23 protein-coding genes and 1 other annotated feature are annotated in these 26,320 nt (G+C 56.4%); of the genes, 15 read left to right on the top strand and 8 right to left on the bottom strand.

Going from position 1 to position 26,320, the window contains the following annotated elements; all coding sequences use genetic code 11:
• Window positions 1-158 precede the first annotated feature (158 nt).
• On the top strand, window positions 159-779 hold the full coding sequence (locus HRR99_RS16810; RefSeq protein ID WP_233123859.1) for a nucleotidyltransferase family protein: 621 nt from the start codon (window positions 159-161) through the stop codon (window positions 777-779).
• On the opposite strand, the gene HRR99_RS16805 is transcribed toward HRR99_RS16810, so the two are convergent.
• From HRR99_RS16805 to HRR99_RS16795, 3 genes are read right to left on the bottom strand one after another with little or no spacing between them, the layout of a single operon-like run.
• Entirely contained in the window at window positions 762-1,463 is a 702-nt protein-coding gene (locus HRR99_RS16805; protein ID WP_233123858.1) for an XdhC family protein, read from the bottom strand. The genes HRR99_RS16810 and HRR99_RS16805 overlap by 18 nt on opposite strands.
• Window positions 1,463-1,804, bottom strand: coding sequence for an XdhC family protein (locus HRR99_RS16800; RefSeq protein ID WP_233123857.1), 342 nt, complete (start codon window positions 1,802-1,804; stop codon window positions 1,463-1,465). The genes HRR99_RS16805 and HRR99_RS16800 overlap by 1 nt, the downstream gene beginning before the upstream one ends.
• Before the next feature lie 53 nt (window positions 1,805-1,857).
• Window positions 1,858-2,379 carry a DUF6030 family protein gene (locus HRR99_RS16795; protein ID WP_233123856.1) on the bottom strand — a complete coding sequence of 174 codons (522 nt, stop codon included), beginning with the start codon at window positions 2,377-2,379 and terminating at the stop codon, window positions 1,858-1,860.
• Between the two features lie 226 nt (window positions 2,380-2,605).
• Here HRR99_RS16795 and paoA point away from each other — a divergent pair, with 226 nt between their 5' ends.
• From paoA to HRR99_RS16770, 5 genes are all read left to right on the top strand, one after another.
• Window positions 2,606-3,241 carry an aldehyde dehydrogenase iron-sulfur subunit PaoA gene (gene paoA, locus HRR99_RS16790; RefSeq protein WP_233123855.1) on the top strand — a complete coding sequence of 212 codons (636 nt, stop codon included), beginning with the start codon at window positions 2,606-2,608 and terminating at the stop codon, window positions 3,239-3,241.
• The gene (locus HRR99_RS16785; protein ID WP_233123854.1) at window positions 3,238-4,188 is read left to right on the top strand and encodes an FAD binding domain-containing protein; all 951 of its coding nucleotides are present in this window, start codon (window positions 3,238-3,240) and stop codon (window positions 4,186-4,188) included. The genes paoA and HRR99_RS16785 overlap by 4 nt, the downstream gene beginning before the upstream one ends.
• Before the next feature lie 3 nt (window positions 4,189-4,191).
• Window positions 4,192-6,390 carry an aldehyde oxidoreductase molybdenum-binding subunit PaoC gene (paoC, locus tag HRR99_RS16780; protein WP_233123853.1) on the top strand — a complete coding sequence of 733 codons (2,199 nt, stop codon included), beginning with the start codon at window positions 4,192-4,194 and terminating at the stop codon, window positions 6,388-6,390.
• A 321-nt stretch (window positions 6,391-6,711) separates the two neighbouring features.
• A complete protein-coding gene (locus HRR99_RS16775) occupies window positions 6,712-8,478 on the top strand; it encodes a sensor domain-containing phosphodiesterase (RefSeq protein ID WP_233123852.1) in 1,767 nt (588 codons plus the stop codon).
• 65 nt (window positions 8,479-8,543) lie between these two features.
• Entirely contained in the window at window positions 8,544-9,524 is a 981-nt protein-coding gene (locus HRR99_RS16770) for a sensor domain-containing diguanylate cyclase (protein ID WP_233123851.1), read from the top strand.
• 12 nt (window positions 9,525-9,536) lie between these two features.
• Here the strand turns inward: HRR99_RS16770 and HRR99_RS16765 are convergent, their stop codons facing one another.
• Window positions 9,537-9,893, bottom strand: a complete 357-nt coding sequence (locus tag HRR99_RS16765; RefSeq protein WP_233124948.1) for a PAS domain-containing protein — start codon at window positions 9,891-9,893, stop codon at window positions 9,537-9,539.
• Between the two features lie 225 nt (window positions 9,894-10,118).
• Window positions 10,119-10,174 (top strand) — a sequence feature (sul1 is cis-regulatory element that is thought to sense ions involved in sulfur or methionine metabolism; They are found in Alphaproteobacteria).
• A 66-nt stretch (window positions 10,175-10,240) separates the two neighbouring features.
• On the opposite strand from HRR99_RS16765, the gene HRR99_RS16760 reads away from it, so the two are divergent.
• From HRR99_RS16760 to HRR99_RS16750, 3 genes are all read left to right on the top strand, one after another.
• Entirely contained in the window at window positions 10,241-11,707 is a 1,467-nt protein-coding gene (locus HRR99_RS16760) for a SulP family inorganic anion transporter (protein ID WP_233123850.1), read from the top strand.
• Window positions 11,708-11,838: 131 nt separating this feature from the next.
• Window positions 11,839-12,834, top strand: a complete 996-nt coding sequence (locus HRR99_RS16755) for a glycosyltransferase family 2 protein (protein ID WP_233124947.1) — start codon at window positions 11,839-11,841, stop codon at window positions 12,832-12,834.
• Window positions 12,831-14,993 carry a glycoside hydrolase gene (locus HRR99_RS16750; protein WP_233123849.1) on the top strand — a complete coding sequence of 721 codons (2,163 nt, stop codon included), beginning with the start codon at window positions 12,831-12,833 and terminating at the stop codon, window positions 14,991-14,993. The genes HRR99_RS16755 and HRR99_RS16750 overlap by 4 nt, the downstream gene beginning before the upstream one ends.
• 12 nt (window positions 14,994-15,005) lie before the next feature.
• Here the strand turns inward: HRR99_RS16750 and HRR99_RS16745 are convergent, their stop codons facing one another.
• Both HRR99_RS16745 and HRR99_RS16740 read right to left on the bottom strand, forming a co-directional pair.
• Entirely contained in the window at window positions 15,006-16,094 is a 1,089-nt protein-coding gene (locus tag HRR99_RS16745) for a hypothetical protein (RefSeq protein WP_233123848.1), read from the bottom strand.
• Entirely contained in the window at window positions 16,091-17,380 is a 1,290-nt protein-coding gene (locus tag HRR99_RS16740) for a lipopolysaccharide biosynthesis protein (RefSeq protein ID WP_233123847.1), read from the bottom strand. Before HRR99_RS16740 ends, HRR99_RS16745 begins: the two co-directional genes overlap by 4 nt.
• A gap of 125 nt (window positions 17,381-17,505) precedes the next feature.
• Here HRR99_RS16740 and HRR99_RS16735 point away from each other — a divergent pair, with 125 nt between their 5' ends.
• From HRR99_RS16735 to HRR99_RS16720, 4 genes are read left to right on the top strand one after another with little or no spacing between them, the layout of a single operon-like run.
• A complete protein-coding gene (locus HRR99_RS16735; RefSeq protein ID WP_233123846.1) occupies window positions 17,506-18,975 on the top strand; it encodes a GumC family protein in 1,470 nt (489 codons plus the stop codon).
• Window positions 18,975-20,309 carry an O-antigen ligase family protein gene (locus HRR99_RS16730; protein ID WP_233123845.1) on the top strand — a complete coding sequence of 445 codons (1,335 nt, stop codon included), beginning with the start codon at window positions 18,975-18,977 and terminating at the stop codon, window positions 20,307-20,309. Before HRR99_RS16735 ends, HRR99_RS16730 begins: the two co-directional genes overlap by 1 nt.
• 1 nt (window position 20,310) lies before the next feature.
• Window positions 20,311-21,063, top strand: a complete 753-nt coding sequence (locus HRR99_RS16725) for a polysaccharide deacetylase family protein (RefSeq protein WP_422387362.1) — start codon at window positions 20,311-20,313, stop codon at window positions 21,061-21,063.
• Window positions 21,064-21,077: 14 nt separating this feature from the next.
• Window positions 21,078-22,313 (top strand): glycosyltransferase family 4 protein, encoded by a 1,236-nt coding sequence (locus tag HRR99_RS16720; protein WP_233123841.1) that lies wholly within the window; start codon window positions 21,078-21,080, stop codon window positions 22,311-22,313.
• 11 nt (window positions 22,314-22,324) lie between these two features.
• Here HRR99_RS16720 and HRR99_RS16715 read toward each other — a convergent pair whose 3' ends face one another.
• Window positions 22,325-23,203 (bottom strand): class I SAM-dependent methyltransferase, encoded by an 879-nt coding sequence (locus tag HRR99_RS16715; protein ID WP_233123840.1) that lies wholly within the window; start codon window positions 23,201-23,203, stop codon window positions 22,325-22,327.
• 177 nt (window positions 23,204-23,380) lie between these two features.
• Here HRR99_RS16715 and HRR99_RS16710 point away from each other — a divergent pair, with 177 nt between their 5' ends.
• The gene (locus tag HRR99_RS16710; protein WP_233123838.1) at window positions 23,381-24,493 is read left to right on the top strand and encodes an acyltransferase family protein; all 1,113 of its coding nucleotides are present in this window, start codon (window positions 23,381-23,383) and stop codon (window positions 24,491-24,493) included.
• Between the two features lie 131 nt (window positions 24,494-24,624).
• Entirely contained in the window at window positions 24,625-25,881 is a 1,257-nt protein-coding gene (locus HRR99_RS16705; protein ID WP_233123837.1) for a glycosyltransferase family 4 protein, read from the top strand.
• Between the two features lies 1 nt (window position 25,882).
• Here HRR99_RS16705 and HRR99_RS16700 read toward each other — a convergent pair whose 3' ends face one another.
• On the bottom strand, window positions 25,883-26,260 hold the full coding sequence (locus tag HRR99_RS16700; RefSeq protein ID WP_111839510.1) for a PH domain-containing protein: 378 nt from the start codon (window positions 26,258-26,260) through the stop codon (window positions 25,883-25,885).
• Between the last annotated feature and the right edge of the window lie 60 nt (window positions 26,261-26,320).

Here is a 26,320-nt window from a genome sequence, read left to right as displayed (position 1 = left end):
TGCGAATTTACGGCCATTCCGAACAATAGGAAGCCCGGGACCGCAGCACAACCGTTCGCAGTGCAGGTTTCTGAAAAGACGGTATCGCGCGGCTGTGACTGTTGTTTGATGCGGGCGCAAGGCTCGTGCTATGTGAGGGAAATGTGGAGGAGAGGCTGATGACTGTTGCAATCGTGCTGCTGGCCGCCGGGATGTCCAGCAGAACAAGCAAGAACGGTACCCATAAGCTTCTCGCGCTTTTCGATGGCGTGCCGCTTCTACGCAAGGTGGTGATGCAAGCCGTGGCCAGCCGGGCATCCAAGGTGATTGCTGTTTTAGGTTATCGCCATTTGGAGATGGAAAAGGTTATTTCCGATCTTGATGTCGGGACTGTGATCAATTCCGACTATGCGTCAGGCATGTCACGCTCGCTTGCCCTTGGATTTTCGACTGCGGTTGATCGAGGGTTTGAGGGCATCATGGTTATGCTCGCGGATATGCCGGGTATCACCGGTGGTGATCTCGACCGGATGATTAATGCTTTCGAGAACACAGGCGGCGTAGCGATCATCCGCGCTTCGGCTGGTGGACATCCGGGCAACCCGGTGATCTTGCCGCGTTCGATGGCAGGTGATGTGGCCGGGCTAGAGGGAGACGTGGGCGCGCGTCATTTGATCAAGGCATCCGGTCTACCCATCATCGACGTCGAGATCGGTGTTGGGTCGCTCGCAGATGTCGATACGCCCGAAGAAATAGCCGCAGCGGGCGGGATTTTGACCCGCTCAGACCGTAGGCTTTGACAGCGCGTCAACACCGCGCATCGTGGCGATGATTTCGGCCAGAATGGACACCGCGATTTCCGCCGGGCTGGCTGCGCCAATATTCAGCCCTACCGGCCCGTGGATGCGAGCAAGATCGGCGTCCACAAACCCTTGGCTTTGCAACCGCTCCAGTCTCGACTTCTGGGTCTTTCGACTGCCGAGCGCGCCGACGTAAAAACAGCCTGTTCGCAAGGCTTCAGCCAGTGCAAAATCATCGATCTTGGGATCGTGGCTCAGTGCGACCACGGCTGTATGACGATCCAGCGGTCTCGTCGGCAAAATGTCTTCTGGCCAGTCGGCAATGAGTTCCGCCGAACCGAACCGGTCTGCTGTCGCGAAGGCCGTTCGCGGGTCGATCACGAGGATGTCAAACCCTGAAAGCTTTGCCATCTGCACCAGTGCTTGAGCGATGTGGACGGCACCGATAATGACGATACGTGGTGCTGGAAGATAGACATTGATGAAGTACGGGCGATTTTCCGACGTCACGCTTGCCGATTTACCGGACTGAAACGCGGCGGCAATGGCTTCTCCCAGTTGGCCCGATGGAACCGTCTCAGATGTTATGATTTGGCTTTCCCCACCCGTTAAATCTGTGATTACGGCCACCACGACCCGGTTACGACGATGCGTGTTCAGTTCTTCAAGCGTCTCAAAATCCATCAATGCAGCCTTTCGACATAGACGCGAATGCGCCCGCCGCAGGACAGGCCGACCGACCATGCGGTTTCGTCCGCAACGCCGAATTCGAGCATCTGGGCTTTGCCGTCCTTGATCACGTCGAGCGCTGCGGAAATGACCGCGCCTTCGACGCAGCCGCCGGAAACGGAGCCTTCGAAATTGCCGTCGGAATCGATGACAAGGTGGCTGCCAACAGGCCGCGGGGCAGAGCCCCAGGTTTCAATAACCGTTGCCAGTGCCACGGCGCGTCCGTCATTCTTCCAATCTTGAGCCTGCGTCAGCGGATCTGTGGTCGCATGGGATTTTTTATCAACGGCGTTCATTCGTGGTCCTGTGATCGCCGCTTGAGGCGTTTGTTCTGCGTGCTTCGGCCCACTCACTCCGGCAGTTTTCGTTCCACCACCGGAGTGCGACTACCGAAGAGATTGAACCGGTTTGTATCGAGGCGTTCCTGTTTGTATTTCAGCGTTACGCCATCGAAACTCATCTCCAGGTCACGGCCTGATGCCAGCACTGCGTCTAAATCCTTGACGGGTGTGTTCGTTCCCACCAGCAGGTAGACGAGGTTGGCTGCGCGTGCCCCAAGAACCTGACGCGATAGCAACGAGCCGAAATTCAGCTTTAGTCTGAAGTTGCTCCATATGCCTGATTCCGTTCCCCGTATTTGCAGGAAGAGCGACGGGGTATGACCCGTTTCTTTGTATTCGATCATGTAGCTGCATTCCCATTCTCCATTGTCCCTTTGGGTGAAAACAGGTCTGCTCTTCGTCGAGAGATCGGCAATGCCGTGACACTGGGCAGCGGTAAAGGCTGGTGTAGTGCTGGCACTGGGTGTCGACTGAACGTGTTGAAGTATGGCATCGGCTTGCGCATGGTCCATCGCAGCGCCTTGCGCCATGCTGCCGCCTAGAAAAATCAGGGAAATTACCGCGACAACGAGAATGTGATCCCAAGGGCCATCCGTACAAACCCTGAATTTACCCACCTTCTCCGTAAGCACAAGGTAACCGGGTACTCGCACGCTCAGCGATACCTCTGTTTCTTCAAGTTTTCGTCAGTCGATGGCACGTTTCGGGTCATCTGTCGTTAGGGCATTACCGAAAGCGTTCAAAAAGGAACTGCGCATGTACGATGGCGTACGGCTGGAACTTTCCAGAAGAAACTTACTTATCTCATCGGCTGCGACCGTCGCGGCCACCGGCGTCGCCGGGAGCGCGGTGGCGCAATTTTCGGGGAGCCATATGGATTATACGTCTAAAGTCGCCCTCACCGTAAACGGTGAGCATAAAACTCTCGACCTCGATAACAGGACGACGCTGCTCGATGCGCTGCGCGAGCACCTTCACCTGACAGGCACCAAAAAAGGATGCGACCACGGACAGTGCGGCGCGTGCACGGTGCTGGTGGATGGGAAGCGGATCAATTCCTGTCTGACGCTTGCCGTCATGCACGAAGGCGATGAGGTCACCACCATCGAAGGGTTGGGCCAACCCGGTAACCTGCATCCCATGCAGGCTGCTTTCGTCAAGCATGACGGATTTCAGTGCGGTTATTGCACACCCGGACAAATCTGTTCGTCGGTCGCGGTGCTCGAGGAAATCAAAGCAAATATCCCGAGCCACGTGACCGAAAATCTCAATGAACCATCACAGTTGACAGCAGACGAAGTGCGCGAACGGATGAGCGGAAACATCTGTCGATGCGGAGCCTACTCGAACATTCTCGATGCCATTTCAGAAGTCGGGGGGATCAACGCATGAAGGCCTTTACTTATGAGCGCGCATCGTCTGTCGAAGCGGCAGCCAGTGCAGTTGCAGCCAATCCGAACGCCAAATTCATCGCCGGTGGTACCAACCTTCTTGATTTGATGAAACTTGAAATCGAAACACCGACCCATCTGATCGATGTGAACGGTCTTGGCCTCGACAAGATCGAGACGACGTCCAACGGCGGCTTGCGCATCGGCGCACTCGTCAGAAACACTGATCTTGCCGCCGACGCTACGGTGCGGAAAGACTATGGGCTGCTTTCTAGAGCTTTGGTGGCGGGTGCGTCCGGACAGTTACGCAACAAGGCGACGACCGCTGGCAATCTTTTGCAGCGGACGCGCTGTCCTTATTTTTACGACACGAACCAGCCTTGCAACAAGCGTCAACCCGGCAGCGGTTGCGCCGCCATCGGCGGTTATAGCCGCCAGCATGCGGTGGTCGGTGTCAGTGACGCCTGCATTGCAACGCACCCGAGCGACATGGCCATCGCCATGCGGGTGCTGGATGCGAGTGTCGAAACAGTGAAATCAGACGGCTCTCGCCGATCCATCGATATCGCAGACTTTCACACGCTGCCCGGCGATACGCCGCACATCGAAACGACGCTTGAGAAAGGCGAGTTCATCACATCCGTCGTTCTTCCGCCGCCAGTTGGTGGAAAGCATATTTATCGCAAGGTGCGTGACAGAGCGTCCTATGCCTTCGCGCTGATATCCGTCGGTGCCGTGATCCAGCCAGATGGTTCGGGGCAGGTGGCCGTGGGTGGCGTCGCTCATAAGCCTTGGCGGGTGGAAGCGGCAGATGCTGACCTCACCAATGGTGCACAAAAGGCCGCGCAAGCTTTGTTTGCAGATGCGCGTCCAACCGAACAGAACCGGTTCAAGGTCGATCTTGTTGAGCGTACGCTCGGCGCAGTCCTTGCCGAAGCGAGGGGTTGATCCATGAAGTTCGATAAGCCAGCAACGACCAACCCCATTGACCGTCTCAAAGTGGTCGGTCAGCCTATCCGCCGCATCGACGGCGAATTGAAGACCACAGGCGGCGCCAAATATGCCTATGAGTGGCATGACGCGGATATTGCCTATGCCTATGGATACCCCGTGGGTTCAGCTATCTCCAAGGGACGCATCAAGTCCATTGATGCTTCCGCCGCGAAAAAAGCGCCGGGTGTTTTGACCGTCGTTACGGCGCTCGATGTCGGTAAGCGAGAGAAGGGCGAATACAACACTGCTCATCTGTTTGGCGGTGATGTCATCGAACATTATCATCAGGCGGTTGCTGTCGTTGTAGCGGAGACATTTGAACAGGCGCGCGCTGCGGCTTCACTGGTCAAAGTAGACTACGCTGAAGAAAAGGGTGTGTTCGATCTGGCTGCCGAAAAAGGCAATGCCGAGAAGCCGGATGAATCCCAAAAACCCGATACGGCATTCGGCGATTTTGACGCCGCTTTCAGCGCTGCCGAGATCACGCTGGATGAAACCTATACCACCCCCGACCAATCCCATGCGATGATGGAGCCACATGCGTCCATCGCAGCTTGGAATGGCGATGAGCTGACGGTATGGACATCCAGTCAGATGATCGACTGGTGGCGTTCCGATCTTGCAACGACGCTTGGCATCGAAAAGGACAAGATCCATTTGATGTCGCCGTTTATCGGTGGCGGGTTCGGCGGCAAATTGTTCTTGCGTGCCGATGCTGTCCTCGCAGCCTTTGCGGCCAAGGAGGCAGGGCGTCCGGTCAAGGTGGCGCTGCCGCGTCCGCTGATCAACAACAACACTACCCACCGGCCAGCAACCATCCAGCGCATTCGCATCGGTGCGGGACGCGATGGCAAGATCACCGCCATCGGCCACGAAAGCTGGTCGGGCAACCTGCCGGATGGCGCGCCGGAAACGGCAGTCAACCAGACGCGGCTGCTTTATGCTGGCGCCAACCGTATGACGGCAATGCGGCTCGCGACGCTCGACCTGCCGGAAGGCAACGCCATGCGTGCGCCCGGCGAGGCGCCCGGTCTCATGGCACTCGAAATCGCTGTTGATGAAATGGCTGAAAAGCTCGGCATGGACCCGATCGAGTTTCGTATTTCCAACGATACGCAGGTCGATCCTGAAAACCCCGAACGTCCGTTCTCCCATCGAGATTTGATAGGCTGTCTGAAACTCGGTGCAGAACGTTTTGGCTGGGCAGATCGTCCGAAGATCGCGGCCAAGCGACAGGGAAACTGGATGATCGGCGTGGGCGTGGCGGCGGCTTTCCGTGACAATCTCGTTCTGCCATCTGCCGCGCGCGTCAAACTCGGCCAAGATGGTATCATCACGGTTGAAACCGATATGACGGACATCGGCACCGGCAGCTACACCATCATTGCGCAGACCGCTGCGGAAATGATGGGTGTGACCGTGGACCGGGTTGCCGTACAACTCGGCGACTCCCGCTTTCCTATCTCGGCAGGCTCTGGCGGGCAGTTCGGTGCCAACTCCTCGACATCAGGCGTTTATGCCGCCTGCGTCAAACTTCGCGAAGCCATCGCTCAGAAACTCGGCTTCAACTCTGACGATGCTGTGTTCGAAGACGGCGTGGTGAAATCCGGCAATCGCTCCGTTCCTCTTGCTGAGGCGGCGGGTGCGGAAGGTCTGGTCGGTGAGGACAAGATGGAGTGGGGTGACCTCACGAAAACCCATCAGCAATCAACATTCGGCGCGCATTTTGTGGAAGTCGGCGTCGATGTCGCAACCGGTGAGACACGCATTCGCCGCATGCTGGCAGTCTGTGCCGCTGGGCGCATCCTCAATCCCGTAACGGCGCGTAGTCAGGTCATCGGCGCCATGACGATGGGCGCCGGTGGGGCGTTGACGGAGGAACTGGCCGTGGACACGCGCCGGGGTTTCTTCGTCAACCACGATCTGGCGGGCTACGAAGTACCGGTGCACGCCGACATTCCGCGACAAGAGGTGATCTTCCTCGATGAGACCGATCCGATGTCTTCGCCCATGAAGGCTAAGGGGGTTGGTGAGCTTGGTCTTTGCGGCGTGTCGGCGGCCATCGCCAATGCGATATACAACGCAACCGGCGTTCGTCTTCGCCACTACCCGATGACACTGGATAAGCTGATTGGTGCGTTGCCCGACGTTGCCTGATGAAGGCTCAAACCGCCTGCTCCGTCACCTGACGGAGCAGGCCACTTTAGACATCAAGATTTTTATAAATTCCATTACCGTTTCCTAACCATGTCTTCGGGTGCCAAGGAACGATTCATCCATAATTCAATTATTATGGCATAGAACTTCATACAAGCAACCTGAGACAGAGCGGGCATGAAGCCCCCACCATTGTCCGTCCCACCCCAGCTTCGACTGGTGCCGAGCCGTTGACAACGATGCATTGAAAATGAATCAAACCCCTATTTGGGTTCCGCGACCGCGCATGGACATGCGCGCGCGTTGCCACGGATTTTTATAATGCAGAACGAAATTGCACGCCTTTCAACTCTTAGAAGTCTGCGTTTGCTCGACACTCTACCCAGTGAAAATTTTGACCGTATCACACGGCTCGCCGCCAGCATTTTCGGGCTACCCATCGCAGCCGTTTCGCTGACCGATACGAACAGGCAATGGTTTAAATCAAAGGTCGGTGTCGATCACCACGAAATACCGCGCGACAGGGCGCCTTGCGCCAATGTGGCCGAAAGCAGGGTGCCATTCGTTATCCGCGATTTCCAAGAAGATGAATGTTACGTCGACAGCACCCTCGGTTGCGCGGGTATCCGGTTTTACGCCGGTGCACCGTTGCTGACTGCCGATGGTTTTGGCCTCGGCGCACTCTGTGTTCTCGGCACCGAGCCGCGCGACGTGACCGAAGCCGAAATGACGACGCTCTGCGATCTGGCGGCTATGGTGATGGCCCAGATCGAACTCACGCACGCGCTGGGCCGCATCGAGCCGTCGAGCGGTCTGCCCAATCGCTTTCAGCTAATGAACGACCTTTCAGATGCCGTCGTGAGAGGGGAAACGGGCGAACGTATCATCAGCCTGCTCGACTTAGCCCAGACCGAACAGTTCGAGCGCCTGTCCCGTGTGCTTGGTCCATCCTATCTCGATACGGTCATCCAGACTGTTTCCGCCAAGCTTAACGAGCACGTCGGTTCCAACGGTGCTGCCTATCACGTCGGGCCAACGCAATTTGCTTTCTTTTCGCCGGAACGGATTGCTGCCGAAGATTACGCGCCGGTGCTGGCGGCAATGCTGAGTGAGATCGAAGGCAACAGCGAAACCCATATTTCGATGACGCCGTCTGTCGGCATGGTTGCCTTCGATCCGCAGGGCATGACACCGGAAGATATCATTAGATCGTTGCAAAGTGCTGTGCAGGATGCGCGACAGAGCCCGAACAAGATCGGCATGTTCTCCGCCGCAACCGATTTGCGCCATAGACGTAACTATAGAATTCTCCAGGATTTCCGCGCAGCTTTGACCGCTCCAGACCAACTGTCTCTCGTCTTCCAGCCGCGTCTAGATGTCACAACGGGTGAAATTTGCAGCGCAGAAGCCCTGTTGCGGTGGGATCATCCAGTACTCGGGCCGCTTTCGCCTGTCGAGTTCATTCCGGTTGTGGAGGCCTCCTCTCTGGGACGTGAACTGACGGAGTGGGTGCTGGACGAAGCGCTCTCCAATCTTGCCGCTTGGGCCAGCGAAGGGATTGTCTTCAAACTGTCTCTCAATCTTTCTGCGCTGGACCTCGAAGAGCATGATTTCTTCGAGCGCCTGATGGTGAAATTCGCGACATTCGGCATTGAACCGGATCAGATCGAGCTGGAGTTGACCGAAACCGTCATGATGAAGGAGACGGACGGTGTTTTCGACCTTCTCAATCAGCTCAAGGCGGTTGGCGTAAAGCTTGCGATCGATGATTTCGGGACAGGCTACAGTAGCCTTGCCTACCTCCAGAAGCTTCCGGCAGATGTCGTCAAGATTGACCGCTCTTTCGTCTCCGACATGGAAAACGGCAATCGCGAACGGGTGCTGGTCCGCTCCATGATCGACCTCTCCCATAGCCTCGGCTACCGCGTCGTCGCGGAAGGAGTGGAGACACAGGAGGTCGCAAATCTGCTGGAAGCCATGGGTTGCGATGAAATCCAGGGTTACTGGCTGTCGCGCCCGGTCCGAAGCGGTGCGCTGCTGGATTGGCTGGTGGAGCGCAGGCACCCCGCCGTCTTGATGGCCGGGTAAACCCTCCCCAAACATCCACATTTTCGCGAATTCTTTCGGATTGCACCTAACAAAAGGGCGATGAGATGAAACACGTCTTAGAGCGAATGGTCAGTGGCAGCCATACGGATAACGAGCTTTTCATCATTCTGGATGCGCTGCCGGTTCCACTCTTCTGGTCCACTATGGCGGAGGGGAAGGTGCGCTTCGTCAACCGTGCGTTCACGAGGACGTTTGGCTATCAGAACGGCCATTTCGACACCGTCGACCAATGGATCGAGGAGACATATATCGATGAAGCAGGGCGGCTGAATGCGCGTGAGCGATGGGAGGGGCGCCGGGTTGGAGAAAAAACCGGTGTGACCGAGATCGAACCCTTCGAGGTTCAGGTTAAGCATGCGAACGGTAAACTCGTACCAGCGCTGCATCGTGGGATCGTCATGCACGAATTCGGTCTGGGTATCGTGACATTCGAGGATATGTCCGACCGGAAGATGGCCGAAAACGCGCTGCGCCGCATTGCCTATGAAGATGCGTTGACCGGGCTTGGTAACAGACGCATGCTACAGGAACGCTGGAATGCGGAAATGGACGTGCGCGCCGCATCTCCGCAACACAGCTCCATCGCGATGCTGATGATCGACCTCGATGATTTCAAGCCGATCAACGACTATTTTGGTCATGCTGCGGGCGATGAAATTTTGAGGATGGTCGCCACGCGCCTTCGTCAATCCGTTCGCTACGATGACACCTTGGTCAGAATGGGCGGCGACGAGTTCGTCATTCTGTTGACCGATCTGGACGATCAATCCGCGGCTGAGAAAATATGTCAGAGAATAGCCGATGCCTTCGCAGAACCCTTCGTGGTCCAAGGCCAAAAAGTCACCGTCGGTGCAACTCTTGGCGCAAGTCTCTATCCGCACCATGGCGGCGATCTGGGAACGCTGCTCCACGCCGCAGATCAGGCACTCTACCGCATGAAGCGAAGCGATGCGCGGAGTTGGGCGTGGTTCGACCGTTCATTCGAAAGCCCCGGCGAGCCAATGCTGCTGGCAAATGTTGGCTGATAGCGGCGTTTGTCAGTCAAGCGATTGAACCGGATAAACGATGCCGGAATAAAGCGTTGGAGTGCCTGTTGAATCTCGAAAGCACCGACCAACGGCCATGACAAGCTCGTATTCGTTCAGGGCGTTTTTGACTCGGTATTCGGCGTTGTAAGGCTGACCATCCTCAACGGCTTTGGCGATCAGCGAGGCTAGCTGGCCCTGGTCTTCAAGGTGGACGCGCTCGATGTAGCTGGAAAGGGGCAGTCCGCCAATTGTCTTTGATGGGTCAAGGCCGAAGAGGGCCGCGATTGCGGTGTCGGCATAGAGCAGGTCTTCTGCAACAGACCATGTGTAAATTCCCGCTTCCATCTGATCGGCAACATTGTCCACCTCTAGCAAAGCATTTCCTCCGGGGGGATGGTACCCATGTTCAAAAACGCGGGTCCGAACCACGTCTACACTGCCTTATCAGGGAAACGTCTGCGACGTTGACTCTCAACGTCAGTATAGTGGCTGGTGATACTATTCCAATGGCTGAGGCGAGAACTGTCCGTTACCGGTCATTCGGTTTTGGCTTGCATTGACGCGTTTATGCGATATTGAAGACCTATTCACCACGGACCCGGTGAGATTCCGGGTGGCTCTTCTGGCCGCCGATCCGCCAGACAACGCAAAAACTGCATGCCTTTTTAAGACCGCGACAGTGCGCTCCGGTATGCTTTGCGAGACATCACATCATGCAACTTACATTCATTCGCCGGGATTGGTCCGCCAATCCCATACGTGAAATGCTTGCCGGCGCGGTCGCGACCTTTGCGCTGATACCGGAAGTCATAGCGTTTTCATTCGTCGCGGGCGTCGATCCACAGGTCGGTCTTTTCGCATCCTTCGTCATCGGCATCGTCATTGCTTTCACCGGTGGTCGTCCTGCCATGATCTCGGCGGCGGCGGGCTCTGTGGCTCTGGTCGCCGCGCCGCTGGTCCACGCGCACGGGCTGCCTTACCTGTTCGCCGCCGGACTGCTGGCAGGCCTGCTGCAAATCATCTTCGGACTGCTGCGCCTTGGGGTTCTGATGCGGTTCGTGTCGAAGTCGGTTCGCACCGGCTTCGTCAATGCGTTGGCGATCCTTATCTTCGCTGCGCAACTTCCGCATATTCTGCATGGTGATATCTTGGCCTACGGCATGCTTGCTGCCGGGCTCGCCATCATCTATTTGGCGCCGCGCGTGACGAAAACGGTGCCATCGCCTTTGATCTGCATTCTGGTTCTAAGTGCCGTATCCATCTCTTTGCAGCTTCCGGTGATGACCATTGCCGACCTTGGCAAACTGCCGGATTCCCTGCCTATCTTCAGCTGGCCCGCCGTTCCGCTGACGCTCGACACGCTCAAGATCATCGCCGGTCCAGCCCTTGCCATTGCCATGGTCGGACTGCTCGAATCCATGATGACGGCGAGCGTTGTTGACGATCTGACCGGCACGCCCAGTTCGAAAAACCGGGAATGCACCGGCCTCGGCATCGCCAACACGGCCGCCAGCCTTTTTGGCGGCATTGCCGGGTGCGGCATGATCGGTCAGACCGTCAGCAACGTGAAATATGGCGGGCGTGGCAGGCTATCGACGCTGTTTGCTGGCGCGTTCCTGCTGGTGCTGATGGTTCTGCTGAAGCCCTGGGTTTCACAGGTGCCGGTCGCAGCCCTTGTGGCCATCATGGTCATGGTGTCCATCGACACATTCGACTGGTCATCGGTCAAGACGCTCGTCGTTCATCCCAAAATGTCCAGCGTCGTCATGCTGGTGACCGTTGTCGTCACCGTTTTCAGCTCAAATCTTGCATTGGGCGTTACGGTCGGGGTCCTTCTCAGTGGCGTCTTCTTCACCTTCAAGGTCGCAAGGCTGTTGCAGGTCAAAACCGAAAGAGACGTTGCTTTTAACCGCTTGACCTATCAGGTGTCAGGTCAGGTTTTCTTTGCTTCAGCCGATGTCTTCGTCGATGCTTTCGATATAGAGGATGCAACCGGTATGTCGGTTCTCATCGATATCTCCCACGCACATTTCTGGGATATCACCGCCGTTGCCGCGCTGGAAAAGGTCGTGGACCGTTACGAAAAACACGATATCTCGGTCACTGTGGTCGGGGTCAACGAAGCCAGTGCAACGCTGATCGAAAGCCTTGGGAGTGGCGGTAGCTTGAAAGACCTTTAGTAAGTATTGCACGTCAAGGGCGCGTTCGTGAAAATGGACGCGCTCTGCGTTAAGCATTTTAGAAAAATGGTATACACGTTTCTGCAGTTGCGTGTATTCTGCGATTGATGGCAATCAGTTCGGATGCAGCTTTGAAGATATCGGTCATTCTTAAAACGCTGAACGAAGAAAAGCGGATCGGCGCTGCAATCGAAAGCGTGATCAAGGCTCTCGCAGATATCGACGGCGAGATTATCGTTGCCGACAGCGGTTCGCGCGATCGCACTGTGGAAATCGCCGCACGTTATCCCGTTACCGTCGCCCAGATCGAGGCACCCGCGAAGGCCAGTTGTGGGCTTGGTCCGCAGCTCGGCTATCAATACAGCAAGGGCGAATTCATCTGTCTGATGGATGGAGACATGCTGCTGGACGCCGACTTTTTGCCCGCTGCGCTCACCTATCTCGATGCAAATCCCGGCGTTGCCGGTGTCAGCGGCCATGTCAATGAGGTCAATCTGGATAACCTCGAATTCACACGGCGGGTTCAACGCAATGCGCCCGAGAACCGAAGCGGCGTTCTGGATCGTCTGAATGGCGGTGGTGTGTATCGTCGTTCCGCCATCGAAGAAGCGGGCTATTTTTCCGATCGCAATCTACACGGATACGAAGAATTCGATCTCGGCCAGCGCCTGCGAATTCGCGGCTGGACGCTGTACCGTCTGGACCGACGGTTTGTCGATCACTTCGGGCACAGCATCAATTCCTACGTGCTGCTGACCCGGCGCTGGTCTTCGAAATATCTGCGTGGCGTGGGGGAGCTGTTGCGAGCCGGCACAGAACAGCAGCGTCTCGGTGCGTTGACCAGCGAGCTATCCGAAGTGCGGCTCTGGTGCGGTGTCTACGTCTGGTGGGCGGTGCTGTTGGTCTGCCTAATATACGGAATGTTCCATCCCTCAGTTCTTCTCATCGGCCTCGTCGTGTTTTTGTTGCCGGTGCTCCTCATGAGCATCAAGCAAAAAAGTCTGTCACTGGGTCTTTATGCTGTCGTTGCATGGTGTTTCCACGCCGCAGCACTGCCGCTCGGCTTTTTTTCGCCGCGAAGGCGGCCGGGTGACTGGATCGAAAGCAAACTTCTGAAATCTCCATGAAACGCGCGCTGATCATCCTTTTGCTCCTCCAACTGATCCCCACCAATGCGGGGGCGGCAGAAGAGTGGCTTGCGGTCAGAGAGCAGTCACTGGAGGTCGAGGCTGGTAGTCCGCTGGACTTCTCCGGCATGTTTCCGGGCGCGCCGATCGATGAAGCACAGCGAATTGCCATCACGCCATCCGGCAAACTTGCGAAGACGGGTGACGCCGACAGTCCCCAACGTTTCCTCTGCGCTTCGCTTGCGTGGAGCCCGGCGTCCGGTGGCTTCCCTGATCATACGGCTGCAGACCGCTATGCCCTGCAATTGAAACGGCACGGCTACAATATCGCCCGGTTTCATTACGTTGATGCGGCGCTTATGGCGGGGCGCTCGGAGGATTTCGACTTCAACCCGGAGGTTCTGGACCGCATCCACTATTTGATGGCGGCTTTGAAACGTAACGGCATCTACTGGATGATGGATGGCCTGAGTTCATCGCGTGGCGCTCTTGGCGGGTTTGACGACCGCTGGGAGGTCAAGGGTGATTTGAAGCTAGGCGCGCAAATCGATGAGAACGATTTTGCCCATTGGCTGAAATTCCAGCAGCTGTTTCTAGCAAGGGTGAATCCCTATACGGGAGTGGCACCAATCCATGATCCGGCGTTGGTGGCCATCGTGCCGTTCAATGAGAACGGCCTCGAATTCGATTCCATGATGCAGGAAAGTGTTCGTGGCAGCGTTTTTTCGCCGCGCCTCAAACCCCTGTTCAACGACTGGCTCGTCACGAAATACGGCACCGACGCCGCCCTTGCGGAGCGTTGGGGCAACTGGGTGAAGGAAGGTCAGCTTTCGGACCGCTCCATCGCGTTGCCGACAAACCGTTATGAACGCAGCGAGCGCATGCGTGATGTGCAATCCTTCTTTACCGACTTGGAGCAGTCCGCCACGCGGAAGATGACCAGCGCTCTGATTAAACTCGGTTTTCGTGGCATCGTGCTGCCTTACAATAACTGGCCCACGATCCAGACAGGTATGAGCCGAAGCATCCAAGATGCGGTGGCGATAAACACCTATCAGGACTGGGTGGACTCCTACGCGCCCGGCACCAGCATTCAGGGCAAGAGCTCGCTTGAGGACGGCCTTCTTTACCTGCGTACCATAGGCGCCGCGCGCTGGCTTGGGCGACCGTTTCTCGTGACGGAGTACGATCATCTTTTCTGGAGCCCATACCGATATGAGACCGGTCTGGCAGCTCCCGCCTTTGCTGCCCTGCAAGATTGGGATGTGCTGTGCAGACATGCGCACGGCCCCATTATTCTCTCCTACGGTGAGGATTTTCCGCACAAAAAGCAGATGCTGCCCTATGCCATAGCGCTTGATCCGGTCGCGCGCGCCGGAGAGACGCTTGCGGCGTTGGTATTTCGTCGCGGAGATGCCAAGGCGTCATCCCTGACTATTCCGTTTCTGGTCAAGGATCAGGAAATGCCGACGCAGGGCATCAATGACATGGAACCGGAAATCCTGACTCGCCTCGGTTTGCTCGGGAGCATCGGGCTTCAGCAGATGGCAAAGGCAGATAACAGGCTGATCGCAGTGCCACCCGAGCGAGACGGCCAGACGCCCATGGCCATCGTCGCGAAACTCTTGCAACAGGGCAAGGTCGATCCGTCCAAGCCCTATTATCTGGACCGCGGCGAGGTGGTGAGCACGACGGGGGAGCTGGAACTCGATGCACCTGCCAAAATGCTCGCCCTCCGCACGCCGCTGACAGAAGCGCTGACCTTTGAGAATATAGACGAAGCGGTGAACCTCGGCTCCCTCCGTGTAACCACAGCAAGTACGCGGGGATTGCTCGCAATATCGTCTCTTGATGGGGCGCCGTTGTCTCAAAGCAAGCGGCAGCTGCTCATCATGGCATCGGATGCGCGTAACTCGGACATGAAGTTTCGCGACGATGAGCAGAGGGTCATTGAAGACTTCGGGCGTCTGCCCGTCATGCTCCGGCGTATGGAGCTCGGCATGAAATTCCGTGATGACAGCGCGCTTAGGATATCTCCGGTAGGGCTCGACGGTCGTGTTTATCCACCTGTCGTCTTGGCGACAGGAGGTGGCACTGTCACATTGACCAATGATGCGCCGAGCGGTCCGACGACCTATTTTCTTCTTGAGCGAGACTAGGTTTGCCGACCATCAGTAGAAGTCGCGCACCAATCGGCTCCAGCTTTCCCCGGCAATGCCGCCAATATAGGCTTGACCATTTTTCATCGCCGTTTTGAATTCGGCGGATCGAGATGTTGCCGCCACTCCGGTAACGTGGCGGTACCAGATACTGGTATAGCGGGATAGAGCAGGGATCATCTCCGGTCGCAATTGGGCAGAGGCAAAGGCGAAGCCTGCCGCCTCAAGCGCTGCCAGTGCGGCAGCGAGAACCACATCTTCGGCGCCATCTGCCGGGAGAAGATCAAGAATTTGCGCTTCCCCACCGATGACGCCGACAAAGGAAAAGACCCCGCAAACATCGCCGTTCTCGTCGAGGACCTGCGCGAGAATGAGCCTTCCGCGACCATTAGCGTCGGTCGAGGCTGCAATGGTCCATTCCAGTTGCTTTTCTGCATAGACCGGTGCGACGACGTAGCGAGACAGGAAGCGGTTGGCATATTCGGCATACAAGGTGGTCGCAGCTTCGAACACACTGTGCCCGGACGCTATCTTCGTGCCTGCCTGCAACGTATAACGTGGAAGCGCACCTTGGCCCAACACACGCGGCAGCCGGGTGGAAAGCCTGCGCCGCATAAAGCTTGCCGTTGCGGGCAGGGGACGGAACATCTTGTACCAGCGCAGGCCCTGAACCGGCAGCTCGATGCCGCCGATGGCCTTTAGGTGCGAGATACTGATCGGCGCTGCGCTATCGGAAAAGCTGATCTGTTTTGCACGCGGTCGCAGCTGAAAAATGAGAGCAGCAATGCTGCGGGCATTCGCATCCTCAGCCGCCATGAAGGTGCAGGCAAGGCGGGCTTCCACAGGCTCTTCGCCAATTCTGTACGTCATGGGCAGGATTGTCAGCGCGCTTTTGACGACGCCATTGGCATCGGCAGCCACCATGCTTCCGTTCTCGCCGGTATAGTTGGGATGCGTGAATAGCAGTTCCGACAGGCAGGCTTCAAGATCGGCTCTATCAGGTCTGGAATGCGGCCTGAAAACGGAGGTGAAGAGTTGCGCGATCTGCGCGACATCGCCAGATTCCGCAGGTCTTGAACGAGGGGCGTGATCTGCCGTCATTGCTGTACCTTCCGGCTGCTTGCAAGCGAACGGGTGACATGGGCCTTCACGACCAGCCACGCCGCAAGAACGATGGTGAATTCAATCATGTAAGCCGCAATGAAAATGCCGTAAGGCGGCCAAACCCAGGCTGCGAGCCCGATCAACACGGCGCCTATGCCATTGGAAAGATTGAGCACCCAGGCACGCGATGAATGGCGACCGGCTGCACCCAGCAAATCCACGGCGATGGACCAGATCGCAATGAAGACGATTAGCCACGCCATGATTTTCAGGAAATGCGGCAGCGATACATATTCCGGTCCGAAGATCAGCGGCATGAAGGGCGCTGCCAGATAAATCGTAATTGCCGCAGCAAGACCGAGGCTGATGGCAACGCCGAGTATGCGGATCGTCAGCCGGAATGCATGGTGGATGCCCTGTTTGCTGGCGATGGCCAGCCGTGGATAGACAAGCCTGTTGAGAGCATCGATAGCCATATAGCTGCTATCGGTAATTCTGCGGGCAACGCCGTAACTTCCTACGACTTCAGGGCCAGCGACAAAACCCAAAACCAGAAGGTCGACGTTCTGGCGAACTGCGCGAAAGATGAAGGGGGTCGCAAACAGAAGCCCGAGCCGAACTTCTTCACGGTCGACAACGTATTTGGGGCGGGCGATACGCAGGGCAAAGCAGGCGTAGAGGATGAGGGTGATAAGGTGTGCCGCAAGCTGCCATGTCGCCCAGCTTTCTACACTGGAAACCTCAAAGACGACACATGCCAGCGTGGCGGTGACGGTGCGGACAATGGCGAAACCCACGACAGAAGCGTTGGCCGCGTTGTATCTGGAATGGGCGAGAAAAATGCTTTCGCCCAGCATGATAAGCCGCACGAGAACGACATTGGTCAGCAAAAGCTGGAATGTCGTCCACACACTTTGGGCTGAAGTTTCGCCAAAGCTGAAAAACTGCGGCAGGATCGCTGTTCCCAGCGCCACGAGGACCGATCCACTGATGATGGTCAGGATGATGTTGTGGCCGAAGATACTGGGAAAACATTTGGGGTCCTGGGGCACGCGGCGCACCAGACATTCGGATGCACCCAGCCCACACAGGTGCACGGCTATGCTGGTGATGGCGATGAACGACACATAACGACCGAACTCTTCGGCACCGAATGAACGGGCAAGAATTGCGAAGGTCACAAGCTGCGCGGCGTTTGCGACTAACAGGCTTGCCGAGGATGCGCCGTAGGACAGCAACATTCCCGTCAACCGTGGCTTGTCCTTTTTGTCGCTCTTGTCCATCCTGATATCTCCATGCCGCAAAAATGGACCTGCTGTAAACCATTTGTCAGCGGACTATGTGATTTAGTAAGATCGTATATGATGAATGTGTTTCGTTTTGATTGATATAGAGGCGTCCGTCACGCATGTATGAGTACCCAGCCGAGAAGCGGGCAAAGCCTGTTTTTGATGAAGCAACGCCCCGCGCGACCGCTCATCCACGTGGTTCCGCATCTGCCGCGCGCCTGATTTCGCTTGCAAAACTGCTGGAATGGCTGCGGCGAGGCGTGCTCTACATCGCGATATTTGCACTTCTTGGTGGTGTCGCTGCGGTAACTTTCGGCCTTGTGGTCAAGCCGCGTTTCATGTCCAGCATGGACATTTTGTTGCCGCCACCCACGGGGCAGGTGGTGCCGAATGAGCTGACCACACCCAATATTCAAAGCGATGCGCAGATATTGGACATCTCCAGCAAGCTGCTTCTCATCACCTCCGGCAATGTGTTGCGCAGGACAGTCGAGCGACAGAACTTGCAGGATTTGGCAGAGTTCAATGCGACAGCAGACACTCAGGAAAGCTGGCTGGATTGGTTGAAGCCCCAGCAGCCTGCGCCACCGGGCGATGGCGTGATGATTGCCATGCGAAACCTTGCCAAACGCATCAAAGTGGCGCGACAGGGCGGCACCTACCTCGTTTCCGTCAGCCTCTGGACCCGTGATGCCGAGCGTTCCGTTGCTGTGCTTTCCACACTTGCCGATTCGTTCAGGGAAGAGCTTGAGGCAACGCAGACGGATCTGGCGAAAAACGCCAGTGCGGCCCTGTCCACCCGGCTGGAAGAATTGCGGCTGGCGGCAACGGAAGCAGCGGGTGCCGTCGTGCAGTTCCGGCAGGACAACAATCTGCAAAATCTTGGCGGAACCGGCTCCGTCAACATTCAAACCGTGTCGCAATTGAACACGTTGCTGAATGCAGCGCAGTCGCGCCTGTCCGATGTGCAGGCCCGCTACCGCAAACTCAGCCAGCCGGCGACAGACGGCGTGGCGCCCGCCGATACGCTGGATTCTCCCACCCTGATCGGTCTGCGGTCGCAATACAGCGTACTCAAGCAGCAATATGAGGAGCTGGCGCTGACCTACGGCGCGCGTTACCCGAAACTGGTCAGCACGCGCGCGCAACTCGGCACGCTTCGCGTGGAGATGGCGCGGGAAACCGAGCGGTCGCTACAGGCTATTCAGCAAGATATGGATCAGGCCGAAAATTCTGTCTCGACACTGCGTGCACAGCTGGACGACGCACAAAAACGCGTCTCGACGGATGATACGGCGCAGGTCCAGTTGCAGGAACTGCAACGCAACAGCGATGCCAAATCTGCGCTATACGACACATTCCTGAAACGCGTTGGCGAGACCAGCGAGCAACAGCAGATCAGCGTCTCCAACCTGCGCATCGTTACCGCACCGTTTCCGCCAGAGAAACGCAGCTGGCCGCCGCCGACCATTCTCCTGGCAATCGGCGGTCTATTGGCGGGCATGATTTTGGGCATCATCTGCGTTTTCGGAGTGCGTCTTTATGGCGTTTTACGCGATAATAACTGGCGCTTCGAGCGGGAAAACTGATGCACATCGTTGGGATGCAGAGACAGAGTGTGGTGTCGTTTCACGACAGGGTAAGACCTTTCGTGTTCATGGCGATATTTCTGTTTTTCTGGATCACTACCAATCCTTTCGTAGATCTGGTTCGCGTCGAGGCGAGCGGCACAAATGCCACTGGCGGGTCCAATGCTCTCAACCAGCTCATCTTTCTGGCGCTGACGCTGCTAACCCTCTACGCCGCATTGACGCATCCCCTGCGCTCGCAAATCTGCCAGCCACAGCTTCTCGTCATCGCGATGTTTTTGTGGTTTCTGATCTCATCGGCAGTTTCCAATTATCCGATGGACGGCATTAAACGAACAATTCTCGCTATATTGACCTGTGCCAATGCGGGCATGTTTCTGCTGTTGCCCCGCTCCGAGCAACAGTTTTCGCGCCTGCTGCTTTTCGGCACCGCCATCACGCTGGGAATAGCCTATTTCGGGGTGATGTTTTTACCGACGCTGTCCATTCATCAGCCGACAGAATTGATCGAGCCTATGAATGCCGGTTTCTGGCGAGGGCAATACTCGCACAAGAATCTCGCCGCTGCCGTGATGTTAGTGGCTGCCTTCTTCGGGCTTTATCTGCGTAGTGTCGGTTGGAAGAAAAGCGGCGTGTCGATCGTCATTCTCTCGGTTGTCTTTCTCATTCACACCGGCGGAAAGTCATCGACGGCCATGCTGCCGTTGATCCTCATTCTGCAATGGATATTCGAGAAATTTCGCTGGAGCAGATGGCCCATTGCCGTGGGCGGCATTGCGGCCTTCAACCTCTTGGCGCTGGGCGCAGCGACATCGGAAGGGTTTCGCGGGTTGATCGCGAGCCTTGGCGTCGATCCGACCTTCACCAACAGAACCGACATATGGAAGATCGCCTTCGATGCCATCGCGCAATCGCCGATCCTTGGTTACGGCTTTCAGGGGTTTTGGCAGACGGCGGATATCACGCAAAGCTCTGCGGGGCTGGAGACTTGGGCAGTCAAGGCGTTCAACGGTCACAATGCCTACGTCGATGCACTTTTGACGACAGGCATTCCCGGCTTTCTGCTAACGATCGCTCTCGTCATCTTCGTGCCGCTGCGGGCCGTCGGACGGCTGGGTCCTACGCCCAACAGTCCTAAACTGTCGCGACTGTTCATGCGCGTCTGGCTCTATGTCATCTATGCAGGTTGTCTTGAGGTCATCTTTTTCCAAAGCGGCAGTCCGATCTGCTTTTTCATGCTCGTTTCCATATTCGGGCTGGAGATGCAGTCACGAATGTCGCTTGTCGCTGACCGTGAAACCGGGTGGGAGAAACAACGTGCCGTTCCCGCATAGCATCACATCCAAAGTCCAACACATCAGCGAGCGCGTTGTTGAAAGAGCAGTGCGAGCGCTGCCCGTGTCCACACTGAACGTGGCACCAACTCGCCCCGTCGTTTCCTTCACCTTCGATGACGTGCCCGACACGGCGCATTCGGCTGGGGCCAGAATTCTTGAAGAAAACGGGGTCAGAGGGACATTCTACATTGCGGGCGGATTGCTTGGCAAAAGGGAGCCTGACCGGAACCTTATTACTGCGTCGGGTTGCAAGCACCTCGCTGAAAACGGGCATGAAATCGGCTGTCACACGTTTTCGCATCACGCCGTAAACACAATGAGTGGGGGGAAGCTGCAAGCAGACCTAGATCGTAACGGCAAACTGCTCGATGAATTCGATCCGGCGCGCGAGATACGCAATTTCGCATTTCCCTATAATCGCGGCTCCCTTAGTCACAGACGGACGTTCGCCTCGCGCTACGCCACGGCGCGAGCGGGCGGGGACCGGATCAATCGCGGCACTGTCAACCGGTCCTATCTCTGGGGTATGGAAATCAGGCAGCCGGAAAGCGATGCTTTGGCTTTGACAAAAGAAATCGATGCCGTAGTGGCCAATCCGGGCTGGCTGATTTTCTTCACGCATGACATCAGCAACACTCCAACGCCATACGGGTGCCAGCCGGAGACCTTCGCTACGCTTGTTCGCTATGCCGTCTCTCAAAACTGTCTCGTCCTGCCGGTGCGCGATGCGCTGCGCCACATCGAAACGTGAGAGGGCGCGGCGAGATGGGTGGAACGCTGCTGGCAATCAACAATTACTTCTATCGCAGAGGCGGTGCCGAAGCGATTTTCCTTGATCAGATGGACATGTTCGAGCGTGCGGGCTGGAATGCCGTGCCGTTCTCCATGCAGCATCCCGGCAATCTTCCGTCTGAATGGTCTTCCTATTTCGTTCCTGAGATCGAGTTCGGTCGACAGGGCGGGTTGAAAACCAAGATCGCGCATAGTCTGGAGGTCATCTACTCCAGAGAAGCGCGCGCGCAACTTGGTGCTCTCCTTGATAAGGTGCGGCCTGACATTGCGCATGCCCACAATGTCTACCACCACATCTCGCCCTCCATATTCCCGCTTTTGAAACAGCGCGGAGTTCCGACGGTCATGACCGCGCATGATCTGAAACTGGCCTGTCCTGCCTATAAAATGCTTGCGCCGGATGGCATTTGTGAGCGGTGCAAGGGTGGGCACATCTACAACGTCCTCGCCAATCGTTGCATGAAGCAATCCGTGGCTCTGAGCGGGCTGGTGATGGTGGAAACCGCTGTACACCGGATGCTCGGTCTCTACAGCCGGCATATCGACAGGATTGTCGTGCCAAGCCGGTTCTACCGGGAGAAGCTGATCGAATGGGGATGGCCGTCTGAAAAACTGGCGTATATTCCGAATTACGTGGATCAAACCATATCCGATCATCCCGTGACTGCCGAAGAGGGTGACTACTTCCTGTTCGCCGGGCGTCTCGCACCTGAGAAAGGCATCGCAACCTTGATCAAGGCGGCAAGTCTCTCCGGGCAGCGTCTCCGCATCGCTGGTACAGGGCCGGAAGAACCGGCCTTGCGCGCGCTTGTTCAGCAAACAGGCGCGGATGTGGAGTTTCTAGGCTACCTCTCTGGCGATGCTCTGCATCTGGCCATTGCCGGAGCGAAGGCGCTCGTTCTGCCGTCCGAGTGGTACGAAAACGCACCCGTCAGCCTGCTCGAAGCCTATGCGCTCGGTCGCCCTGTCATCGGGGCTGATATCGGCGGCATTCCCGAGCTCATCCAGCAAAACATCACAGGCCTCATTGCCCGCTCCGCTGACCCGGATGATCTGGCGCGGGCGCTGACCGCCATGAGCGCGCTGTCACCAGATATGCGTCGGGAGATGGGACTGGCAGGTCGCGAATGGGTCCAAAAGGACTTTTCGCAGGCCGCGTATCTGGAACGCACCACCAATCTCTACCGGGAACTCGGCGCGCAGTTCTGATCGGCAAGCGTTCAGGGAAAGCGGCTGATGATGACGGCGTCGAGCATCTGCATGTCCATTGTGCTGCTTCGAAACCGCTTGGCAAGCCCTGACGTCAGGTCCCCGCGCTTGTCCTCGGCAATGGTTTTGGCCGCGATCACCTCGACATCCACCCAACCATTCGCCTCGAATGCCCTGACGTAATCGATCGGGCGCTTGCGGTTGGGTTGGCCGGGAAACGAAAGCAGGTCGTAAAACCAATCGGAGAAGCGATAGATGTTGTTCGGGTCCCGCTCGCGAATGAGATTACTATGGGTCTGGAGATCAACGATGTGCAGGCTGATAGAGCCGCTTTTGGCGACTTTGGTCAGGTCCGCAATCGTGTTCTCGATGGCGTCGAAATGCTCGAAGGCTGCACAACTGACAATCATGTCGAACGACTGCCCGTTGCACATCGCTGGAATATTGAAGCCTGCATCCACATGATATCGAAAGTCGCCGGTCTGCCCGTCGCGCACGGCATGAGCCGCATCGATATCTTGCCTCAAAAGCGCGCCCTTGAAGCTGCCGATTGCATCTCGCCTGAAGTCGTTTGTCTCATCCTGTGCCAGCCCGAATGCATCGACTGCGGTGTAGGATTTCGCGCCGTGGGCCAGCAGCAGGGCACCAGTTGCGAGCGATGAGCCGGGCCCGAGTTCCAGAACCGAACGGCCTCGCACAGAAATGTCCGCAGGCATGAAGCGTAGCCACGATTGAACGACGTCATGGACGTAATCAATGCGCGCGTTCCGGTCTTCGGCGGAGACCGTATTGGGCTTTCGATAACCCATCAGACTGTGCTTGGCCCAGACGCCCGACAGCACAATTGCACCGATGAATTTGAAGACAATATTCCTGATAAAAACCCGCATTTCTAATCCATATAGCTCTAACTTGATCTCATCAAGGCTATGAGAAGAGCCCCGCATTCGGTTGCAACATTAAATTAGAATTAGTTATTTTAGAATTTACTTGAATTAATAATATTTGCATGTATCGGTTGAGCGCACAAAGGCATTCCCATGCAAAAGTTGGATCACCATCAGTCCATGGCAACAGTTGCAAATAAAGCCGCTGATGCAGCTAAACCCCATCGTTACGAGAATATCGATGCTTTGCGTGCCATTGCAGCACTTGCCGTTGTCGTGCAGCACTTCTTTGGCGACGTCATCCGCGAGGCGACGGATCGGGATGGGTCGGTCTACCAGTTGGCAGTATCCGCGGTGTCCGTTTTCGATGCCGGACGATTTGGCGTGGTGTTATTTTTTCTGATCAGCGGTTTCGTGGTTCCCTTCAGCATCAAAGGTGCTGATCCGATCCGCCGCTTTGCCATCTCTCGCTTTTTCAGGTTGTTCCCTGCACTCTGGCTCGCGCTTTTATGCCTCGTAATCGCCAACTCTTTCCACGGACATATATCGTCGGTCCCGCAGTTTCTCGCCAATATGACCATGCTGCCAGCCGCCTTCGGGCAGCAATGGATGTCCGGCGCCTATTGGACGCTCACAATCGAAATCCTGTTTTACGTCCTGTCTGCCGGACTTTTTCTGGTCGGTGGCCTCTATCGCCCCGGTGCTATTGCGTTTTTCGCCATCGCGCTGGCTGCCGCCACTGCCTTGCCCATCCTGATGCGGTCCTTCGGCTTGGCCGTGCCTGTGCAATATATCAGCCTCCATCTTTCCTTCCTTTATCTAGGCCTGCTTTTGCGCATGGTGCTGGTTGATCGGCGCGAGGGCGCGTTCGCTGCATCAGTTGTGGTTCTCTTGGTTCAGGCCGTCGTGTTGTTGAGTATCGGTGAATTTTCTCTGGGGCGAAGGGACGGATTTTTCCTCGTCGGAACCCTGCCGATCCTGACCAGCTACCTCGTGGCGCTGTGCGTCTTCGTATTTTCCGTCAAAACAAGGATGCCCGATAACGCGGTGCTGTCATGGCTCGGTTCTCTCAGCTACTCGATCTATCTGTTTCATGGCGTGGCCGCGCTCATCGTTTTCGCGTGGCTTCCACTCAGTGGAACATGGGCGGACCTGCCCATAGGGCTTGCCAGCCTTGTTCTCACGCTCGGCCTCTCATTGCTTACCTACGAATATTTGGAGAAGCCAATGATCAACCTTGGGTATAGGTTTATAAAACGTAAATCTGCAGCGGATTCTAAGGTGCCTGTCTAAGGTCTTCGATTGTTACAACTGCGCCGTTTACCACGCTTCGAGATGATTAGAGAAAAAGCGTAAAAGCACTAGCCTCGATCTCGATTTAGTTTATCATATCCTAATGTTCTAATGTAAATTAGGAGCACGCGATGAATTATGTCCAGATGGGTATCGATCTACCAAAACAGGAAGCTTCCGAAAGCGCGCGCTCCAAGCGGGACAACGCACGAATGCTGGACTCCATGCGCATCTGCATGATTGGTCTTCGCGGCATTCCCAATGTGCAAGGTGGCGTCGAAACGCATGTCGAGCAACTCGTTTCAAATCTCGTGGAATTGGGTGCTGATGTTCATGTCTTTGCCCGCAAAAACTACGTTGCCGATAGCAAGCCCTATGTTTGGCGTGGCATTACTGTTCACCCGCTCTGGGCACCGCGCAGCACCCGGCTGGAGGCCATTTTCCACACGGCGCTAGCGCTCGTCAAAGCACGGTTTCTCCACCCTGATATCGTTCATATTCACGCTGTCGGGCCTTCGCTTGTTGCGCCGTTTGCGCGCATGCTGGGCCTGCGAGTCGTTTTTACGCATCATGGTTACGACTATGATCGGGAAAAATGGAATTCTTTGGAAAAGCGGATATTGCAGCTTGGCGAATGGGCCGGGATGCGGTTTTCCCATGCACGCATCGCAATTGCCAAGCACATTGCGGATCGGATGCAGAAGGATTTCAAGGCGCCGGTCCATTTCATTCCAAATGGTGTAAAGGTCGATACGACAAATCTCGAGGATAGCGTTCTCTCCGAATTCGGCCTGAAGAAGGGACGCTATATTCTGCTGGTGGCCCGCCTTGTTGCGGAAAAGCGCCAGATTGACCTTATCGAAGCCTTTGCAAAGACCAGCCTTGGCGACACGAAACTGGTTCTCGTTGGCGGAGGAGACGCGGATAGCGATTATGCCACCACGGTTCAGGCGCGCGCTAAAGCCATGCCGGGCGTGGTGCTGACCGGTGTGCAGTCCGGCCGCAAACTTGCCAGTCTCTTTTCGAATGCAGGCCTGTTTGTACTTCCATCCAGCCATGAAGGCATGCCGATTGCGCTTCTGGAGGCTATGGCACACGGACTGCCTGTGCTGGCGAGCGATATCGAGGCAAATCTCGGCCTGTCGCTCGACAAGTCGTCCTACTTCCCGCTGGGCAATATCGAGGCACTCTCTGAGCGTCTGCAAGCAGAGATGGAGGGCGAAACGTCAGCTCGTCCATCCCTTCAGCAAGGCGCGAGAATAATGTCGAAGTACGATTGGCGGACCATCGGTTTGAAAACTGCGGAAATATACAAATCCATCTCCGCAGCAAACCCACCGCGAACTTACAGGCAGGCCAAGCGCACGCCGGCACCAGCCTCGCGGTAGTCTACCGCAAGACGCCGGTTGCCAAGGCGCGTTGAATGCCGCGCACATCCGTCCCTTTTTTCAGGGTTTTGCCGATGGGCGTGCTCGACCCCGACACCCAGATTTTCAGTTCCGAATCCAGATCGAACGTGCCTGCCGTTTCTACGGAAAAGCGGGTGATCGCACGGTAGGGGATCGATGTGTAATCGACTTTGCTGCCTGTCATGCCTTGAATATCAACGAGGATGACGCGGTGTTGCGTGAACACGAAAAAGTCCCTGATGACTTTGAAAGCCAGTTGCGGCTCTTCTCCGTCGATCAATACGCCATCAAGGCGTTTACGGAGGTCTGCCGGATCGACTGTTGATCCATGCCCCAAAAGCGCGTCGAATAAACCCATGAATAGCCCTCCGTTATCTCTATGCTGTCCCATGAGATGGCGCTTGGTACGGGAATGTTC

Source organism: Agrobacterium vaccinii (assembly GCF_021310995.1).
GTDB lineage: Bacteria > Pseudomonadota > Alphaproteobacteria > Rhizobiales > Rhizobiaceae > Agrobacterium > Agrobacterium vaccinii.
Note: the sequence above shows the minus strand (reverse complement) of the source record. Positions and strands in the feature narration are given on the sequence as shown.

Excerpts from the sequence above, each read along its gene's own strand:
- HRR99_RS16810 (WP_233123859.1), top strand. The coding sequence starts at position 159 with ATGACTGTTGCAATCGTGCTGCTGGCCGCCGGGATGTCCAGCAGAACA.
- HRR99_RS16805 (WP_233123858.1), bottom strand. The coding sequence starts at position 1,463 with ATGGATTTTGAGACGCTTGAAGAACTGAACACGCATCGTCGTAACCGG.
- HRR99_RS16800 (WP_233123857.1), bottom strand. The coding sequence starts at position 1,804 with ATGAACGCCGTTGATAAAAAATCCCATGCGACCACAGATCCGCTGACG.
- HRR99_RS16795 (WP_233123856.1), bottom strand. The coding sequence starts at position 2,379 with ATGGCGCAAGGCGCTGCGATGGACCATGCGCAAGCCGATGCCATACTT.
- paoA (WP_233123855.1), top strand. The coding sequence starts at position 2,606 with ATGTACGATGGCGTACGGCTGGAACTTTCCAGAAGAAACTTACTTATC.
- HRR99_RS16785 (WP_233123854.1), top strand. The coding sequence starts at position 3,238 with ATGAAGGCCTTTACTTATGAGCGCGCATCGTCTGTCGAAGCGGCAGCC.
- paoC (WP_233123853.1), top strand. The coding sequence starts at position 4,192 with ATGAAGTTCGATAAGCCAGCAACGACCAACCCCATTGACCGTCTCAAA.
- HRR99_RS16775 (WP_233123852.1), top strand. The coding sequence starts at position 6,712 with ATGCAGAACGAAATTGCACGCCTTTCAACTCTTAGAAGTCTGCGTTTG.
- HRR99_RS16770 (WP_233123851.1), top strand. The coding sequence starts at position 8,544 with ATGAAACACGTCTTAGAGCGAATGGTCAGTGGCAGCCATACGGATAAC.
- HRR99_RS16760 (WP_233123850.1), top strand. The coding sequence starts at position 10,241 with ATGCAACTTACATTCATTCGCCGGGATTGGTCCGCCAATCCCATACGT.
- HRR99_RS16750 (WP_233123849.1), top strand. The coding sequence starts at position 12,831 with ATGAAACGCGCGCTGATCATCCTTTTGCTCCTCCAACTGATCCCCACC.
- HRR99_RS16745 (WP_233123848.1), bottom strand. The coding sequence starts at position 16,094 with ATGACGGCAGATCACGCCCCTCGTTCAAGACCTGCGGAATCTGGCGAT.
- HRR99_RS16740 (WP_233123847.1), bottom strand. The coding sequence starts at position 17,380 with ATGGACAAGAGCGACAAAAAGGACAAGCCACGGTTGACGGGAATGTTG.
- HRR99_RS16735 (WP_233123846.1), top strand. The coding sequence starts at position 17,506 with ATGTATGAGTACCCAGCCGAGAAGCGGGCAAAGCCTGTTTTTGATGAA.
- HRR99_RS16730 (WP_233123845.1), top strand. The coding sequence starts at position 18,975 with ATGCACATCGTTGGGATGCAGAGACAGAGTGTGGTGTCGTTTCACGAC.
- HRR99_RS16720 (WP_233123841.1), top strand. The coding sequence starts at position 21,078 with ATGGGTGGAACGCTGCTGGCAATCAACAATTACTTCTATCGCAGAGGC.
- HRR99_RS16715 (WP_233123840.1), bottom strand. The coding sequence starts at position 23,203 with ATGCGGGTTTTTATCAGGAATATTGTCTTCAAATTCATCGGTGCAATT.
- HRR99_RS16710 (WP_233123838.1), top strand. The coding sequence starts at position 23,381 with ATGGCAACAGTTGCAAATAAAGCCGCTGATGCAGCTAAACCCCATCGT.
- HRR99_RS16705 (WP_233123837.1), top strand. The coding sequence starts at position 24,625 with ATGAATTATGTCCAGATGGGTATCGATCTACCAAAACAGGAAGCTTCC.
- HRR99_RS16700 (WP_111839510.1), bottom strand. The coding sequence starts at position 26,260 with ATGGGTTTATTCGACGCGCTTTTGGGGCATGGATCAACAGTCGATCCG.